General features: G+C 68.4%; 12 protein-coding genes and 1 pseudogene. 9 read left to right on the forward strand and 4 right to left on the reverse strand.

All coding sequences use genetic code 11. The features are described from left to right. Positions 1-68: 68 nt before the first annotated feature. The 3 genes from QA609_RS00820 (at position 69) to aroA (ending at position 4,007) form a co-directional block, all read left to right on the forward strand. Positions 69-1,850: a carbamoyltransferase C-terminal domain-containing protein gene (locus QA609_RS00820; RefSeq protein ID WP_278300682.1), complete on the forward strand. Its 1,782-nt coding sequence runs from the start codon at positions 69-71 to the stop codon at positions 1,848-1,850. A 112-nt stretch (positions 1,851-1,962) separates the two neighbouring features. Continuing rightward, complete coding sequence (locus QA609_RS00825; RefSeq protein ID WP_278300683.1) at positions 1,963-2,607, forward strand: SDR family oxidoreductase; 645 nt, start codon at positions 1,963-1,965, stop codon at positions 2,605-2,607. Between the two features lie 104 nt (positions 2,608-2,711). Further along, positions 2,712-4,007, forward strand: a complete 1,296-nt coding sequence (gene aroA / locus QA609_RS00830) for a 3-phosphoshikimate 1-carboxyvinyltransferase (RefSeq protein ID WP_278300684.1) — start codon at positions 2,712-2,714, stop codon at positions 4,005-4,007. Between the two features lie 38 nt (positions 4,008-4,045). Here aroA and QA609_RS00835 read toward each other — a convergent pair whose 3' ends face one another. Next, a complete protein-coding gene (locus tag QA609_RS00835) occupies positions 4,046-4,777 on the reverse strand; it encodes a GNAT family N-acetyltransferase (RefSeq protein ID WP_278300685.1) in 732 nt (243 codons plus the stop codon). Positions 4,778-4,885: 108 nt separating this feature from the next. On the opposite strand from QA609_RS00835, the gene QA609_RS00840 reads away from it, so the two are divergent. Beyond that, on the forward strand, positions 4,886-6,157 hold the full coding sequence (locus QA609_RS00840) for an alkaline phosphatase family protein (protein ID WP_278300686.1): 1,272 nt from the start codon (positions 4,886-4,888) through the stop codon (positions 6,155-6,157). 43 nt (positions 6,158-6,200) lie between these two features. Beyond that, positions 6,201-6,413: a hypothetical protein gene (locus QA609_RS00845; protein ID WP_278300687.1), complete on the forward strand. Its 213-nt coding sequence runs from the start codon at positions 6,201-6,203 to the stop codon at positions 6,411-6,413. 21 nt (positions 6,414-6,434) lie between these two features. Here the strand turns inward: QA609_RS00845 and QA609_RS00850 are convergent, their stop codons facing one another. Next, positions 6,435-7,007: an FxLYD domain-containing protein gene (locus tag QA609_RS00850; protein ID WP_278300688.1), complete on the reverse strand. Its 573-nt coding sequence runs from the start codon at positions 7,005-7,007 to the stop codon at positions 6,435-6,437. A 361-nt stretch (positions 7,008-7,368) separates the two neighbouring features. Here QA609_RS00850 and aroC point away from each other — a divergent pair, with 361 nt between their 5' ends. From aroC to QA609_RS00870, 4 genes and pseudogenes are all read left to right on the forward strand, one after another. Continuing rightward, on the forward strand, positions 7,369-8,520 hold the full coding sequence (gene aroC / locus QA609_RS00855; protein ID WP_278300689.1) for a chorismate synthase: 1,152 nt from the start codon (positions 7,369-7,371) through the stop codon (positions 8,518-8,520). Positions 8,521-8,710: 190 nt separating this feature from the next. Next, positions 8,711-9,762, forward strand: a pseudogene (locus QA609_RS00860) (thiamine pyrophosphate-dependent dehydrogenase E1 component subunit alpha). Next, positions 9,759-10,769: an alpha-ketoacid dehydrogenase subunit beta gene (locus tag QA609_RS00865; RefSeq protein WP_278300690.1), complete on the forward strand. Its 1,011-nt coding sequence runs from the start codon at positions 9,759-9,761 to the stop codon at positions 10,767-10,769. Before QA609_RS00860 ends, QA609_RS00865 begins: the two are co-directional and overlap by 4 nt. After that, positions 10,769-11,800: an NAD(+)/NADH kinase gene (locus tag QA609_RS00870; protein ID WP_278300691.1), complete on the forward strand. Its 1,032-nt coding sequence runs from the start codon at positions 10,769-10,771 to the stop codon at positions 11,798-11,800. Before QA609_RS00865 ends, QA609_RS00870 begins: the two co-directional genes overlap by 1 nt. Before the next feature lie 100 nt (positions 11,801-11,900). On the opposite strand, the gene QA609_RS00875 is transcribed toward QA609_RS00870, so the two are convergent. Both QA609_RS00875 and QA609_RS00880 read right to left on the reverse strand, forming a co-directional pair. Beyond that, positions 11,901-13,718, reverse strand: a complete 1,818-nt coding sequence (locus QA609_RS00875) for a 2-oxo acid dehydrogenase subunit E2 (protein ID WP_278300692.1) — start codon at positions 13,716-13,718, stop codon at positions 11,901-11,903. Between the two features lie 114 nt (positions 13,719-13,832). Further along, positions 13,833-14,645, reverse strand: coding sequence for an SDR family NAD(P)-dependent oxidoreductase (locus QA609_RS00880; RefSeq protein WP_278300693.1), 813 nt, complete (start codon positions 14,643-14,645; stop codon positions 13,833-13,835). Positions 14,646-14,842 lie beyond the last annotated feature (197 nt).

Raw genomic sequence — 14,842 nt, forward strand, 5'->3', positions numbered from 1 at the left:
TCTGAGTGAGACGATTTCCGGGAAGACTTTCAACCCCCTTCACTGAGTGGTGGAACAAGTCCCCGCGAATGAGTTCGCCATCGTATATCGTCGCCTGTAAGCCCGCGATCGGACTGTACGGCCAGCACGATCCAAGCGCCGTTCTCTTCGAGGACGGGACGCCGGTGTTCGGTATCGAAGAGGAGCGGCTGACGCGGGACAAACACGCCGTCGACACGTTCCCCGAGCGGGCGATCCGCGCCTGCCTCGACTTTCGGGATCTCGAGCTCGCGGACCTCGAGCGGATCCTCCTCCCCTACGACCCGAAACTCCGTGCGCGGATTCGACGCCACTACGTCACCGACGCGATCACGGCAGACGGGCTCGCCCGAAAGGTGTCGGCGCTCGAGGAGACCGTCGTCGACGAGATCCGGAGTCGGTTCTTCCCGACACAACAGGTCGAGAGCAAGCTCGAGTCGATCGGAACGCCCATCCCTCCCGTCGAGTGTCGCTCTCACCACCGCTGTCACGCCGCGAGCGCCTTCCACCCCTCCGGGTTCGACGACGCGTTGATCCTGACGCTCGACGCGAAAGGCGAGTACGATTCGACGGTGATCTGGCGGGGCACCCCCGACGGGCTGGCGCGGGTCCGGACCTACGAGCACCCGAACAGCCTCGGGCTCTTTTTCGCCATCGTCACCGAGTTCCTCGGCTACCGGATGTTCAACGGCGAGGGAAAGGTCATGGGGCTCGCCCCCTACGGCGAGCGACGCCCCGAGATCGAACGCACCCTGCGGAGCCTGATCGACACCGGCGTCGACTACGACGTCACGGCGCTGACCAAACGCTGGGGGACCGGCTACGGCGTCCGCCAGCTCGAGGAGGCGTTCGGCCGGTCGCGAAACGACGAGCCCGGTCAGTTCGACCAGTGGGAGAAGGACCTCGCCCGCACGGCCCAGGAGCTGCTCGAGGAGACGGTCTGTGAGATCGTCGACGCCTACCTCGGCGCCTCCCGGTCGAGCAACGTCGCGCTCGCGGGCGGCGTCGCGCTGAACTGCAAGCTCAACAAGAGCGTGCGAGAGCTCGAGGCGGTCGACGACACGTTCATCCAGCCCGTCGCCCACGACGCGGGACTCGCGCTCGGCGCCGGCTGGCTCGAGCAGCGACCAGCCGACGTCGAGACCCAGACGACGGTCTACCTCGGCCCCGAGTACGGAACGGACGAGATCGAGTCGCTGCTCGAGACGAACAAGATCCGATACGGGAAACCCGACGACCTCGAGGCCTACGTCGCCGAGCGGCTCGCCGACGGCGATCTCGTGGGCTGGTTCCAGGGGCGGATGGAGATGGGGCCGCGAGCGCTGGGCGCCCGGAGCATCCTCGCCGACCCCCGCACCGCCGAATCCCGAGATCGGGTCAACAGGTACGTCAAACACCGCGAGGAGTGGCGGCCGTTCGCCCCCTCGATGCTCGAGTCCGCGGCCGAGGAGTACCTGATCGACGGCCAGCCCGCCCCGTTCATGATCGACACCTTCGACGTCCGCCCCGAGAAGGTCGACGAGCTCGAGGCGGTGCTTCACCCCGCCGACGACTCGACGCGGCCCCAGACCGTCCGCGAGGACCAGCACCCCCGCTACCACCGGCTGATCTCGGAGTTCGAGTCCATCACGGGTGTTCCGGTCGTCCTCAACACCTCATTTAACGACCACGCCGAACCGATCATCAACACCCCGACCGAGGCGATCAAGGACTTCTACGGGATGGGACTGGACGTCCTCGTCCTCGAGGACTGCGTCGTCGAGAAGGCGGCGGCGAAGACCGGCGAAGGCGCCCTCGAGGGCGACGCCGTGGCCGGCCCGACGGACGAGTAACGCACCGGACTCGTCACTCTTCTCGGCGACGGTCTCTCGCGGCTCGAAATCGCTCGCCCGGGGTTCGCCGACCGCAGCATCTATTGATGGCGCCCTAGTGGGACGGCACACGATGCACGTCGCAGTTATCGGCGCGAACGGTGGAATCGGCCGCGAGCTACTGCCCCGTCTCGCGGACGCCGGCCACGACCCGATCGGCGTCGTGCGAGACGAGTCGCAGTTCGACGAGATCCGCGAGCGCGGCGGCGAACCGCGCCTGGGCGACCTCGAGGGCGAGTTCGAGTCGGCCCTCGAGGGCGCCGACGCCGTCGTCTTTACGGCCGGTTCGGGCGGAGATACCGACTGGGGGAAGACGTTACTGATCGACCTCTGGGGCGCGCGACGAACCATCGATGCGTGCCTCGAGCACGGGATCGACCGGTTCGTGATGATCAGCGCCTACCGGGCCAGCGAGCCGCTGGGCGATCCCGAGGCGATGCGTCCGTACTGGGTCGCCAAACGCTGTGCCGACGACTTCCTCGAGGCGTCCGCGCTCGACGAGACGATCCTCCGGCCGACGGCGCTGACCGACGACGAAGGGACGGGCCGCGTCTCGGCGAGCTTCGAGTACGACGGCGAGGGCGGCGACGACATCCCGCGGGCCGACGTCGCCCAGACGGTCGTCGCCGCGCTCGAGACCGACGAGACGATCGGGGAGACGATCAGGCTCTTCGGCGGCGACACCGCCGTCGAGGACGCGGTGCGTCCCGAGCGCTGAGCGCGCCGGTTGCCGTTTCGAGCTCTCGATCGATGGGGGAGCGCGCCGGCTGCAATATCACCAGCATCGGTACCGTGATAGGGCGCCCCTTCCCAGGAGTCGGTATGGACGTCACCATCACTCCCTCCCGCGTCGCGGGACGGGCTCGAGCGCCACCCTCGAAGAGCTACACTCACCGCGCGATCCTCGCGGCCGGCTACGCCTCGCAGACGACGGTCCGGGACGCCCTCTGGAGCGCCGACACGAAGGCTACGGCGCGCGCCGTCTCGCTGTTCGGCGGGAGCGTCGACCGCGACGACGACGCACTCGAGATCGAGGGCTTCGACGGCCAGCCGGGCGTCCCCGACGACGTCATCAACTGTGAGAACAGCGGGACGACGATGCGGCTGGTGACCGCGGCGGCGGCGCTGGCCGACGGTACGAGCGTCCTCACGGGCGACGCGTCGCTCCGGAGCCGTCCCCAGGGACCGCTGCTCGAGGCTATCGCCGACCTCGGCGGTGACGCGTTCAGCACCCGCGGGAACGGGCAGGCCCCGCTGGTCGTTACGGGACCGATCTCGGGCACCGAGGTCTCCATTCCGGGCGACGTCTCCTCGCAGTACATCACCGCGCTGCTGATGGCGGGCGCGGTCACCGAGGACGGACTCGAGATCGACCTCGAGACCGAGCTCAAGTCGGCGCCGTACGTCGACATCACCCTCGAGGTGCTCGACGACTTCGGCGTCGAGGCCCGCAAAACCGACTCCGGGTTCGCCGTCGACGGCGGTCAGCGCTACGATCCCGCGGACGGCGAGTATCGGGTTCCCGGCGACTTCTCCTCGATCTCGTACCTGCTCGCGGCGGGTGCGATCGCCGGCGCCGAGGACGAGGCCGTCCGGATCGAGGGCGCCCAGCCCAGCGCCCAGGGCGACAAGGCAATCGTCGAGATCGTCGCCGAGATGGGCGCCGACGTCGACTGGGATCGGGAGAACGGAACCATCGACGTCTCGGCGACCGACCTCGAGGGGGTCGAGGTCTCCGTCGAGGACACGCCCGATCTGTTGCCGACGATCGCCACGCTGGGCGCGGTCGCCGACGGCGACACGCGGATCACGAACGCCGAACACGTCCGCTACAAGGAGACCGATCGGGTGAGCGCGATGGCCGAGGAACTCGGGAAGATGGGCGTCGAGACGACCGAGGAGCGCGAATCGCTGACGATCCACGGGAGCGAGTCGACCCTCGAGGGCGCCGCGGTCGACGGGCGGGGCGATCACCGCATCGTGATGGCGCTGGCGCTGGCGGGACTGGTCGCCGACGGCGAGACGACGGTCGCGGGCGCCGAGCACGTCGACGTCTCGTTTCCGAACTTCTTCGAGACGCTCGAGGAGCTGGGCACGACCCTAAAGCGCGACGACTGAGCGGGACGCGAACCCGAAGTCGGCGACCCGAACGGTCCTCAGAACGTGTAGGCCATCAACACTTCGTCGACGAACTCGTCGTCGATCGTGTAGTGGTTCCGGCGGATCCCCTCGGTGTTCCAGCCGTGGTCCTCGAGGAACGCCAGGGCCTCGTCGTTGGTCGCCGGAACGCTGTTGTACACCTTCCGGTAGCCGTTGGCCTCCGCCCAGTCGACCCCGCGGGTGAGCAGGGCGTCGCCGACGCCGCGTCTGCGGTGGTCGGGTCGGACGCCGACGGTGAGCTGGGCCGTCTCGCGGAGCTTCTCGACCTGCGGGAGATCGAGGTGAACCCAGCCTGCGATCTCGTCGTCGACCGTGGCGACGAAGAACACGCGGGACTCGACGGTGTTGTGGCGGGTCACCGCGTCCTCGTACAGCAGCTGCTCGGCGACGCTTTCGGCGACGACGTAGGACTCCTTCGCGGTCACGTCGCGGATCGCCTCGACCAGCCCGTCGAAGTCCCGATTCTGCCCGGGACGGATGAGGTAGGTTCCGTCGTCGGTCTCGTACTCCTCGACCGAGCCGACGTCGAGTGCGAGCCGGATCGTGCCGCCGTCCTCCTCGAGGTAGCCCTTGGTCTCCAGCGCCTCGAGCTCCGATCGGAACTGCTCGGGCGGCAGCGACGTCATCTCCCGAATTCGGTGTCGAGCCGCCGTCCCGTGGCGCTCGACGTACTGGTAGATCGACCTGCTCGCCTCGCTCTCGAACGTCGGCCGCTCGGGTGCACGCATGAGAGAGGTCATCGGGTGGCGCGAGTATAGTCCTTGCCATTGGGTACCATACTTTCCGACCCCTCCCGTGCCGGTGGGACTATCCCCCACGGCGTCGTCGGAACCGGTATGCGCGCGTCCCTCGAGTCGCGGCTCCGCGAGCGCCTGAGCGAGGACGGCTACCTGTTTCCCGACTACGACGGCTACTGCGTCGCGAACGTGCCGGAGACGGCGCTGTCGCTGCTCGAGGACGGGTTCGAGCGACGGCTGCCCGACGACGCGCTCGAGGGCGTCGACGCCGACGTCGACAACGTCGTCGTCTTCCTGCTGGACGGCTTCGGCTACGAACACTGGAAGCGCCACCGGCGGGTCCACCCGCTGCTCGAGCGCCTCTCGACCGTCGGCACCGTGGCGCCGCTGACGACGATCTACCCATCCGAGACGGCCGCCGCGCTGACGACGATCAACACGACCGCTCCGCCCGTCGAGCACGGGCTGTTGGGCTGGTTCCAGTACCTCGAGTCCGCCGACGAGATCGTCGAGACGCTGCCGTTCCGAACGCTCGAGGGCGATCCCCTCGCGGACGTCTCGCCGTCGTCCGACGCGGCGGAGCTGTTCGCCGGATCGTCGATCTACGAGCGGGCCGAACGAGCGGGGATAGACACGTACGCGCTCCAGCCCGCCGAGTTCGTCGACTCGGGGTACACCCGGGCGACGACCGCCGGTTCTACCCGGGTCGGCTACGACACTGCGACCGACCTCGCGCTGTCGATCCGGCGGGCCCTCGAGGAGTCCGCGACGCCGGCGTACGTCTACGCCTACGAGCCGACGATCGACGCCGTCTCCCACGCCGAGGGGACCGGTACCGAGCGCTACCGCCAGAACCTCGAGGCGATCCTCGAACGGCTGCAGTACGAACTGGTCGAGCGACTCGACTCCGATCTTGCGGAGCGGACGCTGCTGGTGGTGACGGCCGACCACGGGATCGTCGACACCGCGCCCGACGAGAACGTCGTCATGACCGACTGGGAGGCGTGGCCGGCGCTGCGGGAGACGTTCCGCCACGACGGGGCGGGCGAGCCCCGGTTGCCGACCGGAAGCCCGCGCAACGTCCACTTCCACGTGCGGCCGGATCGCCTCGAGGAGGCTCGTCGGATCGTCGACTCGGCTCTGGACGGCCGAACGTTCACCCGCGAGGACGCACTCGAGCGCGGACTGTTCGGTCCCGGCGAGCCCTCGGCGCTGTTCGACCGGCGCTGTGGCGACCTGCTCGCTGTCCACCGGAACCGCGGGCTGTGGTGGTCGGCGATGGATTCGATCGGGATGCACGGCGGACTCACCGATCAGGAGATGCTGGTCCCGCTGGCGGCAGCGCGTCTGGACGCACTGCAAGCGAAGTAGTACGGGGAGAAGACATATACGCTCACTGTCCCGTATTCAGCGCATGAGCCTCCCTGGCACGACCGACGTCCCGCCGGCCCTGGGGAACTTCCTCTATCTCGTCGGCGCGTTCTTCCTCACCGGAATGGCGACGCTGACGATCGTCGGTCTCACGGGTCTCGAGGGGGTCGTCGCCTACGCGGTCGCGGTCCCCGCGTTCGTCGCCGTCTTCGTCGGATTGCTCGCCGCGTACGAGCGCTACTACCTCGTCGAATGAGCCAAACGGAGGGCCGGAGAGCTACAGCGGGGTTCGCTCGACCGGTTCGGCCTCAACGATACCGATCGCGTAGCTCGCGATCCCCTCCTCGAGGGTCATCGCGCTGAACGCCCACTCCTCCTCGTCTGCCAGCTCGGAGGTGCTCGGCGTGGCGTCGTCGATCCGCTCGCCGTCGGCGTCGTAGAAGACGATCCCCACTCGAACGGACCGAACGTCCTCACCCGACTCATTGACGACGACCCCCTCGACCGACGCCGAGAGGTCGTCCTCGACGAGTTCGTGCTCCTCGAGCGCGAGCCCCTCGATCGGCGGTCCCTCCTCGATCCGCTCCTCGAGATCATCCGTTTCGTCTTCGTCCGTTTCGTCGTCCCCGTTCTCGTCGGCTTCCTCGTCCTCGCCACTATCGTCGTCGCCGTTTCCGCCGTCACCGTTCGCGTCATCGTCGCCGTTTGTGTCGTCAGTCTCGGTCTCTTCTCCATCGTCGGCTCCGACTTCGGTATCGTCGTCGGTCTCGTCCCCGTCCTCGGACGCGCATCCGGCGAGGAGCGCCGAGACTGCAACGCTCGTTCCAAATAGCACCGTTCGTCTGTGCATGCGAGAGCGTATCCCGCTCGTGGAGTTGAGTATACGCCGCCTATCTCTGGACGGGAGCGCGGCCGCCGCCCGGGGGTCGTCGTACGCCGTGCCTATCTCGGCCGGAGGGAGTCCGTCCGTTCCGCACAGCCGAGACCCGGCTGCGCCGTCCGTCGGTCGGCCCGACTCTTCGGGGGCGCCGAACCCGCCTCGCTCGAGTCGGCCCGTTGCGCTGGTTCTCGGGCGCAGTAGGCGGTTCCTTCCCGTGGCGGGGCTGACGTCCGCGGGTGGAAACGCCCTCGTAACTCCGGTTCGGTCCCGCGCTTCCGGATCTTGCACCGATCCTGCACCCATAAGTGTCCGCGTCCCCGAGGGGGTTCCAATGAACGGCAACCGCTTCGGTCGCCTCTTCCAGGTGACCACGTTCGGCGAGAGCCACGGGGAGGCGATGGGCTGTACCGTCTCGGGCTGTCCCGCGGGTCTCGAGCTCTCGGAGGAGGACATCCAGGCCGACCTCGATCGGCGAAAGCCGGGCCAGTCGATGATCACAACCAGCCGCGGCGAGCCAGACGACGTCTCGATCAAGTCGGGCGTTCAGGACGGCTACACCACGGGGACGCCGATCGGCATGGTGATCCAGAACAAGGACGCCCGCTCGGGGAAGTACGAACCGTTCATCACCGCGCCCCGACCGAGCCACGGCGACTTCACCTACTCGGCGAAGTTCGGCACACGCAACTGGGGCGGCGGCGGGCGCTCCTCGGCCCGCGAGACGGTCAACTGGGTCGCCGCGGGCGCCATCGCGAAGAAACTGCTCGCCCGGGAGGGAATCGAGCTCAAGGCTCACGTGAACCAGATCGGCGACGTCGAGGCACCCGAGGTGAGCTTCGAGGAGATCAAAGCACACAGCGAGGAGAACGACGTCCGCTGTGCTCACCCCGAGACCGCAGCGGAGATGCAGGAGCTGATCGAGGAGTACCAGGACGAGGGCGACTCGATCGGCGGCTCGATCTACTTCGAGGTCCAGGGGGTTCCGGTCGGTCTCGGCGCGCCCCGGTTCGACTCCCTCTCCGCGCGGCTCGGACAGGCGATGATGTCGGTGCCGGCGACGACGGCCTTCGAGTTCGGACTCGGCACCGAGGCCGCGGAGTGGACCGGCAAGGACCGCAACGACGACTGGGAGTTCGATGCCGAGGGGAACCCAACCCCCGTCGAGAACGATCACGGCGGGATCCAGGGCGGTCTCTCGAGCGGCGAGCCGATCTACGGCGAAGTGACGCTTCACGCCCCGACCTCGATCCCCAAGAGCCAGCAGACGGCCGACTGGGAGACGGGCGAACTCAAGGAGGAGCAGGTCATCGGCCGCCACGACCCCGTTTTGCCGCCCCGCGGCGTCCCCGTGGTCGAGGCGATGCTCGCGCTGACGCTCGTGGATTTCATGCTGCTGTCTGGCCGGATGAACCCCGACCGGGTCGACGATCAGCCCGGCGAGTACGACACGGAGTACCACCCGAGTAGCCCCCGCAACGAGTAACCGACGCGACCGCTTTTTTGACGCCAGCGATACGTCCCGGAGCTCGAGCAGCGCGGATCGACCGTAGCGGGGCTGCGGTCCCGGATAGTCGCCGTCCGGCTGCCGGTGTCGGAGATCCGAACGCTTCCGTGGTACCAGTGCGTGGTGACTGCTAGCACATATTGTGGATGTTGTGTTACTCTCACACGCCATGGGGAGACTTGACATAGAAACCGAAGAAGGACGACGGGAAGCGTTGCGCCGAATGCTGACGATCCGAGCGTTCGACAGCGAGGCCGGAGACCGCTTCGCGGACGGCGAGATTCCGGGCTTCGTCCACCTCTACATCGGCGAGGAGGCGGTCGGCGTCGGTACCTGCGCCTCGCTCGAGGACGACGACTACATCGCCAGCACGCACCGGGGTCACGGCCACTGCATCGCGAAGGGACTGGACCCGAAGTATATGATGGCGGAGTTGTACGGAAGGCCGAGGGCTACTGCAACGGCAAGGGTGGCTCGATGCACATCGCGGACGTCGACGCGGGGATGCTCGGCGCCAACGGGATCGTCGGCGCGGGGCCGCCGCTGGCCACCGGCGCGGCGCTGTCGATCGACTACCAGGACCGCGACCAGGTCGCGGTCGGCTTCCTCGGCGACGGCGCGGTCGCCCAGGGGCAGGTCCACGAAGCGATGAACCTCGCGGCGACCTGGGATCTGCCGGCGATCTTCGTCATCGAGAACAACCACTACGGCGAGGGGACGCCCGTCGAGGAACAGCACAACGTCGACAACCTGAGCGACACCGCCCAGGCCCACGATATCCCCGGGCTGACGGTCGACGGGATGGATATCACTGCGGTCGCGGAGGCCGTCGGCGAGGCTCGAGCGCGCGCCAGAGCCGGCGACGGGCCGACGCTGATCGAGGCCGAGACCTACCGCTACCGGGGCCACTACGAGGGCGACGAGGAGCCCTACCGCGACGAGGACGAACTCGAGCGCTGGAAGGCCCGCGACCCGATTGACTCCTTCAAGGAGCGGCTGATCGACCGAGGCGAACTCACCGCCGAGGAGTTCGATGAGCTCGAAGGCGAGATCGAGGCCGAGATCGATGCGGCGGTCGAGTACGCCCAGAACGCGGAGCCGCCGGCGCCCCACGAGGCCTACGACGACATGTTCGCCGAGACACCCCCCGAGATCGAACGGTTTGCAACTGCTGCGCGGACCAGCACCGATGGTGGCCACCCCGGAGGTGAGCGACGATGACCGCACAGGCCGAACGCGAACTCGAGACCGAGACCGAGACGATGACCGTCCGGGAGGCCGTCCGCCAGGCGCTGCGCGAGGAACTCGAGCGCGACGAGGACGTCTACATCATGGGCGAGGACGTCGGGCTCTTCGGCGGCGTCCTCGAAGTGACGAGCGGCCTGTTCGACGAGTTCGGCGGCGAGCGCGTACGGGACACGCCGATCAGCGAGGCCGGCTTCATGGGCGCCGCGACTGGTGCCGCCGCGACGGGCACCCGCCCGGTCGTCGAGCTCATGTTCTCCGACTTCGCGGGCGTCTCGATGGAGCAGATCATGAACCAGATGGCGAAGATGCGCTACATGTTCGGCGGGAAGGCCGAGATGCCGGTCACCGTTCGGACGACCGAGGGCGGCGGCATGGGTGCGGCGAGCCAGCACTCGGGGACGATCCACACCTGGATGGCCCACTTCCCCGGGCTCAAAGCCGTCGCCCCCGGAACCGCCGCGAGCGCGAAGGGGCTAACGAAGGCTGCGATCCGTTCCGACGACCCCGTCTTCGTCTTCGAAAACAAGATGATCTACGAGCAGCAGGGCGCAGTGCCGACCGACGAGGAGTTCACCGTCCCGCTTGGCGAGGCCGCGATCGAACGCGAGGGCGAGGACGTCACCGTCGTCGCCACCCAGCGGCTGGTTGGCGAATCCCTACAGACCGCCGAGAGCCTCTCCGACGCCGGCGTCGAGGCCGAGGTAATCGATCCACGGTCGCTGTACCCCCTCGACACCGAGACGATCGTCGAGAGCGTCCGGAAGACCGGTCGGCTCGTGGTCGCCGACGAGAGTCCTCTGTCGTACGGGACCCACGCCGAGATCATCGCCCGCGTCCAGGAGGAGGCCTTCTTCAGCCTCGACGCGCCGATCCAGCGCGTCGGCACGCCGGACACCCACATGCCGTTTAGCACGCCCCTCGAGCAGGAGGTCCTGCCCGACGGCGACGACGTCCGCGAGGCGGTCGAGCGGGTGACGTAGTGGCCCGCGTCGGACTGGTCGTCAACCCCGCCGCCGGGCGCGACATCCGGCGGCTCACCGGCGGCGCCAGCGTCGTCGACGACTACGCGAAACGGCGGGTCGCCGACTGCGTCCTCGAGGGACTGACTGCGGTCCCCGACCCCCCGAGCGTTCGCGTCATGCCCGATCGATCCGGGATCGCCGACCACGTCCTCGAGGAGGCGCCCGACGCGATCGAGGCCGAAGCCCTCGATATCCCCCTCGAGCGGTCGGCAGCGGATACGCGCCGGGCGGCCGCACAGTTTCGCGCGGACGGCGCCGACGCCGTCGTCGTCCTCGGCGGGGACGGGACGACCCGCGACGTCGCCGGCGAGATCGGGTCGGTTCCGGTCGTCTCGGTCTCGACGGGAACGAACAACGTCGTCCCCTCGGCCGTCGACGGCACCGTCGCGGGCGTCGCCGCGGCGCTGGTCGCGACGAGCACCGTCTCGGCCGCCGACGTCGTCGAGCGGCACGGACGGATCGAGGCCCGCGCCGAGACCCCGAGCGGGGAGAAGCGACTCGCCGCGCTCGCGGCTGCCGAGGTCTCTTCCCGGTCGTTCATCGGTTCTCGGGCGCTGCTCGATCCCGACGACCTCGTCGGGGGCGTCGTCTCCCGGGCCCGTCCGGGCGACATCGGACTCCCCGCGGTCGCCGGCGCGCTCGAGTCCGTCGCACCCGGCGAACCCGGTGGCGTCGCCCTCCGGCTGACCGATCCCGTCGACGCCCCGCGGACCGCTCGGGCGGTGCTGGCACCCGGCGTCGTGGCGACAGTCGGGATCGAGTCCTGCAAGCGGGTCGAACCCGACGAGCCGGTCGCGTTCGAGGTTCCGGATGGCGTCGTCGGCGCCGACGGCGAGCGCGAACTCGAGCTCACCGATACGACGGTCGAGTTCCGGGTTCGCTCGGACGGTCCGCGACTGGTCGACGTCGACGCCGCGCTTGCGGCCGGAGCCGACGCCGGTACGTTCGCCCTCGAGGCGGTCGACGTGCCGCCGTCGCCGGAGGACTGAGCCCGAGCGTTCACTCGTTCGGGAGTACGCCAAACGCTATTTTCCCGGCGTCGGCACCATACCATAACTAATCCCAACTAAACGGACCGCGCCGCTTCCCCTAGATTCGCTCCCAGGAGAGCTCGAGCGCCAGATCCTCGCGGAGCAGCTGTGAGACGTGACAGCCCCGCTCGCCGACTTCGACGATCCGCTCGAGGGTTCCGTCGTCGGCGTCGCTCTCCAGGCGAACCGTCGCGGCGATCTCTTCGACCGCCCCGTGCTCGGGCTCGGCGTCGGTCGTGACGTCGATCTCGCCGACGGCGGCGTCGCGCTTCTCGGCCTGGAACCGAATCGAGAGCGAGAGACAGGCGGCCAGCCCGCCGAGGAAGACGTCGACTGGCGTCGGACCCGTCTCCGTCCCGCCGGCGTCTTCGGGCTCGTCGTAGCGCCACTCGAAGGAGCCGGCCTCGATCCGGCCGGCCATCCCCCCGGCGTTCGAGGCGGAGACGGTTCGGCCGGGCATCTCCGTTTCGGCCGTGTCCGCTCGGTCGCCGGCCGCAGCGGCGACCTCGTCCGGCAGCAGCGACCACGGCTCCTCGATGCGTTCGACCAGCGTCCCGAGGAACCTGGCGGCGTCGGCGCCGTCGACGACCCGGTGGTCGAAGGAGAGATCGAACGGGAGGTGACGGCGCCACTCGACGCCGTCGTCGGCGCCTCGCGTGGGTCGCTCGGCGACAGCGTCGACGCCGAGGATCGCGACCTGGGGCGGGTTGATGATCGGATCGAACGACTCGACACCGAGGACGCCGAGGTTCGTCACCGTGAACGTTCCGCCCCGCAGGTCGTCCATCGTGTACTCGCCCTCGGTCGCCGCGCCGACGAGCTCGCGGCGCTCGGTGGCGACTGCCTCGAGCGATTTCTCGTCGACGTTCCGGAGTACGGGGGCGATGAGCCCCTGCTCGATGTCGACGGCGACCCCGAGGTTGTGCTCGTTCCAGAGGCGGTGAGTGTCGTCCTCGAAGGTCGCGTTGAACTCGGGGTGATCCTCGAGCGCCGCCGAAATCGCGAGCAGGAGTACGTCTTGGACGGAGACGTCGACCTCGAGGGCGTCGTCCGCGGCGTCGACGGCCGAAAACAGCGCCTCGGCGTCGGCCTCGCGGTGGGTCGTGACGTGGACGGCCTCCCGGTAGCTCTCGCCGAGCCGCGAGGCGATCGTCCGGCGCATCCCGTCGAACGGGCGCTCCTCGCGAAGGGTCCGTCCGGCGTCGTCGGCCGACTCGGCGGCCGCCTCGACGTCCTCCTCGGTGACCGACCCCTGGTACCCCGTGCCGTCGACGGTCGCGAGGTCGACGCCCAACTCCTCGGCGCGCTTGCGGGCTCGCGGAGAGGCCTGGACGTCGCCTCCCGTCTCGCCCTCGTCGGCGTCGGCCGTCCGTTCGACGTCGTCCTCGGTGATCGCGCCCTGATACCCCGTTCCCTCCACGCCCTCGAGGTCGACGCCGAGCTCTTCGGCCCGTTTCCGTGCGCGCGGCGAAACCTTGCCTGCGTCGGCGGCCGACCCCGTCGCCGAGGCGGCGCCGTCGGTCGCGGCTTCGGCACTCGAACTCTCGGCCGGAGCCGGCTCGTCCGTGGGTTCGGCGCTCCCGTCGACGCCCTCGAGTTCCGCCTCGACCTCGGCCTCGAGGTCACCGATATCCGCGTCTGCGGGAGCGACGATCCCGATCGGGGTCCCCGGTGGCACCGTCTCGCCCGCCTCGAGGTAGGTCCGTCGGAGAACGCCGTGTTCCCGGGCCTCGATCTCTCCGATACTCTTCTCGGATTCGACCTCGGCGACGAGTTCTCCCTCTTCGATCGTCTCGCCCTCGTCGACCGCCCACTCGAGGAGCTCCCCGCGTTCCATCTCCAGACCGAGCTTCGGCATCTTGACAACGTACCCCATGTCACTTGCACACAATACAGCTCGTCACTAAAGCGTATCTCTCGTCCGGAGACGCCGAACGGCGCACCCGCCGCTCCGGGGAGCAGTTTCGGCCCGGCCCCCGTCGGCGAGTCCTCAGATGACGTTCTGGAGGATACCGCCGTCGACGACGACCGACTCGCCGGTGATGTTGCGGTTCTTTGCGAGGAAGACGACCGCCCGACCCATATCCTCGGGGTCCTGATCGCGACCCATCGGGATCGCCCCCTCGACCGTCTCCTCGTAGGTCTCGTCGAGCGACGGAGTCAGCACGTCCTCCCACATCGGCGTCTCGACGATCCCCGGACAGACGGCGTTGACCGTGACCTCGGGGGCGAGTTCCAGCGCCAGCGACTTCGTAAACCCGAGGACGGCGTGTTTCGATGCACAGTAGTGGGCGAGCCCGCCGGCGCCGATCTCGCCGGCGATCGAGGCGGTGTTGACGATCGTCCCGTTCGACTCTCGGAGATACGGGATCGCGGCCCGGGCCACGAGGAACACGCCCTTCGCGTTGACGTCGACGATCGACTCCCACTCCGCCTCGGCCATCTCCTCGACTGGGGCGACGGTGATAACACCGGCGTTGTTCGCCACGACGTCGATGCGGCCGAACTCGTCGACGACCTCCTCGACCATTCCCTCGACCTGCTCGGCGTCGGTCACGTCGCACTCGAGGACGTGTGCGCGCTGTCCCTCCTCCTCGACGCGATCCACGACCTCTCGGGTGCGTTCGATCCCTCCGACCGCCGTCGACGCCTGCTGGTTGTACTCCGTCTCGAGCACGTCTACGTCCGCGATCACGACGTCGCTCCCGGCGGCCGCGAGCTCGGCGGCGATCCCGGTTCCGATATCGCCACCGCCGCCGGTGACGATCGATACGCTTCCCTCGAGTGTCGATTCTTCAACCATGGCTATCGCCGATAGGGGAGCGAGTAGTATAGGAAAGCTAGTTGGTACCATATATCGCCCAGTTCGAAACGCTACGTACCGAGGGTAGAGCTATCAGTTTCGAACGACACAGAACGCTGCCTCGGGGTAGAAGGACTGTAGGCGACGTAAATTGGATGGTTGTACATTCTTCACGATAGATGCATGACAATCCATAG

Source organism: Natronococcus sp. A-GB7 (assembly GCF_029688865.1).
Lineage (GTDB): Archaea > Halobacteriota > Halobacteria > Halobacteriales > Natrialbaceae > Natronococcus.

What these genes read in the sequence shown, in the direction of transcription:
- QA609_RS00835 (WP_278300685.1), bottom strand. Translation starts at nt 4,777, where the DNA reads ATGCGTGCACCCGAGCGGCCGACGTTCGAGAGCGAGGCGAGCAGGTCG.
- QA609_RS00820 (WP_278300682.1), top strand. Translation starts at nt 69, where the DNA reads ATGAGTTCGCCATCGTATATCGTCGCCTGTAAGCCCGCGATCGGACTG.
- QA609_RS00840 (WP_278300686.1), top strand. Translation starts at nt 4,886, where the DNA reads ATGCGCGCGTCCCTCGAGTCGCGGCTCCGCGAGCGCCTGAGCGAGGAC.
- QA609_RS00875 (WP_278300692.1), bottom strand. Translation starts at nt 13,718, where the DNA reads ATGGGGTACGTTGTCAAGATGCCGAAGCTCGGTCTGGAGATGGAACGC.
- aroA (WP_278300684.1), top strand. Translation starts at nt 2,712, where the DNA reads ATGGACGTCACCATCACTCCCTCCCGCGTCGCGGGACGGGCTCGAGCG.
- QA609_RS00845 (WP_278300687.1), top strand. Translation starts at nt 6,201, where the DNA reads ATGAGCCTCCCTGGCACGACCGACGTCCCGCCGGCCCTGGGGAACTTC.
- QA609_RS00825 (WP_278300683.1), top strand. Translation starts at nt 1,963, where the DNA reads ATGCACGTCGCAGTTATCGGCGCGAACGGTGGAATCGGCCGCGAGCTA.
- QA609_RS00850 (WP_278300688.1), bottom strand. Translation starts at nt 7,007, where the DNA reads ATGCACAGACGAACGGTGCTATTTGGAACGAGCGTTGCAGTCTCGGCG.
- QA609_RS00880 (WP_278300693.1), bottom strand. Translation starts at nt 14,645, where the DNA reads ATGGTTGAAGAATCGACACTCGAGGGAAGCGTATCGATCGTCACCGGC.
- QA609_RS00865 (WP_278300690.1), top strand. Translation starts at nt 9,759, where the DNA reads ATGACCGCACAGGCCGAACGCGAACTCGAGACCGAGACCGAGACGATG.
- aroC (WP_278300689.1), top strand. Translation starts at nt 7,369, where the DNA reads ATGAACGGCAACCGCTTCGGTCGCCTCTTCCAGGTGACCACGTTCGGC.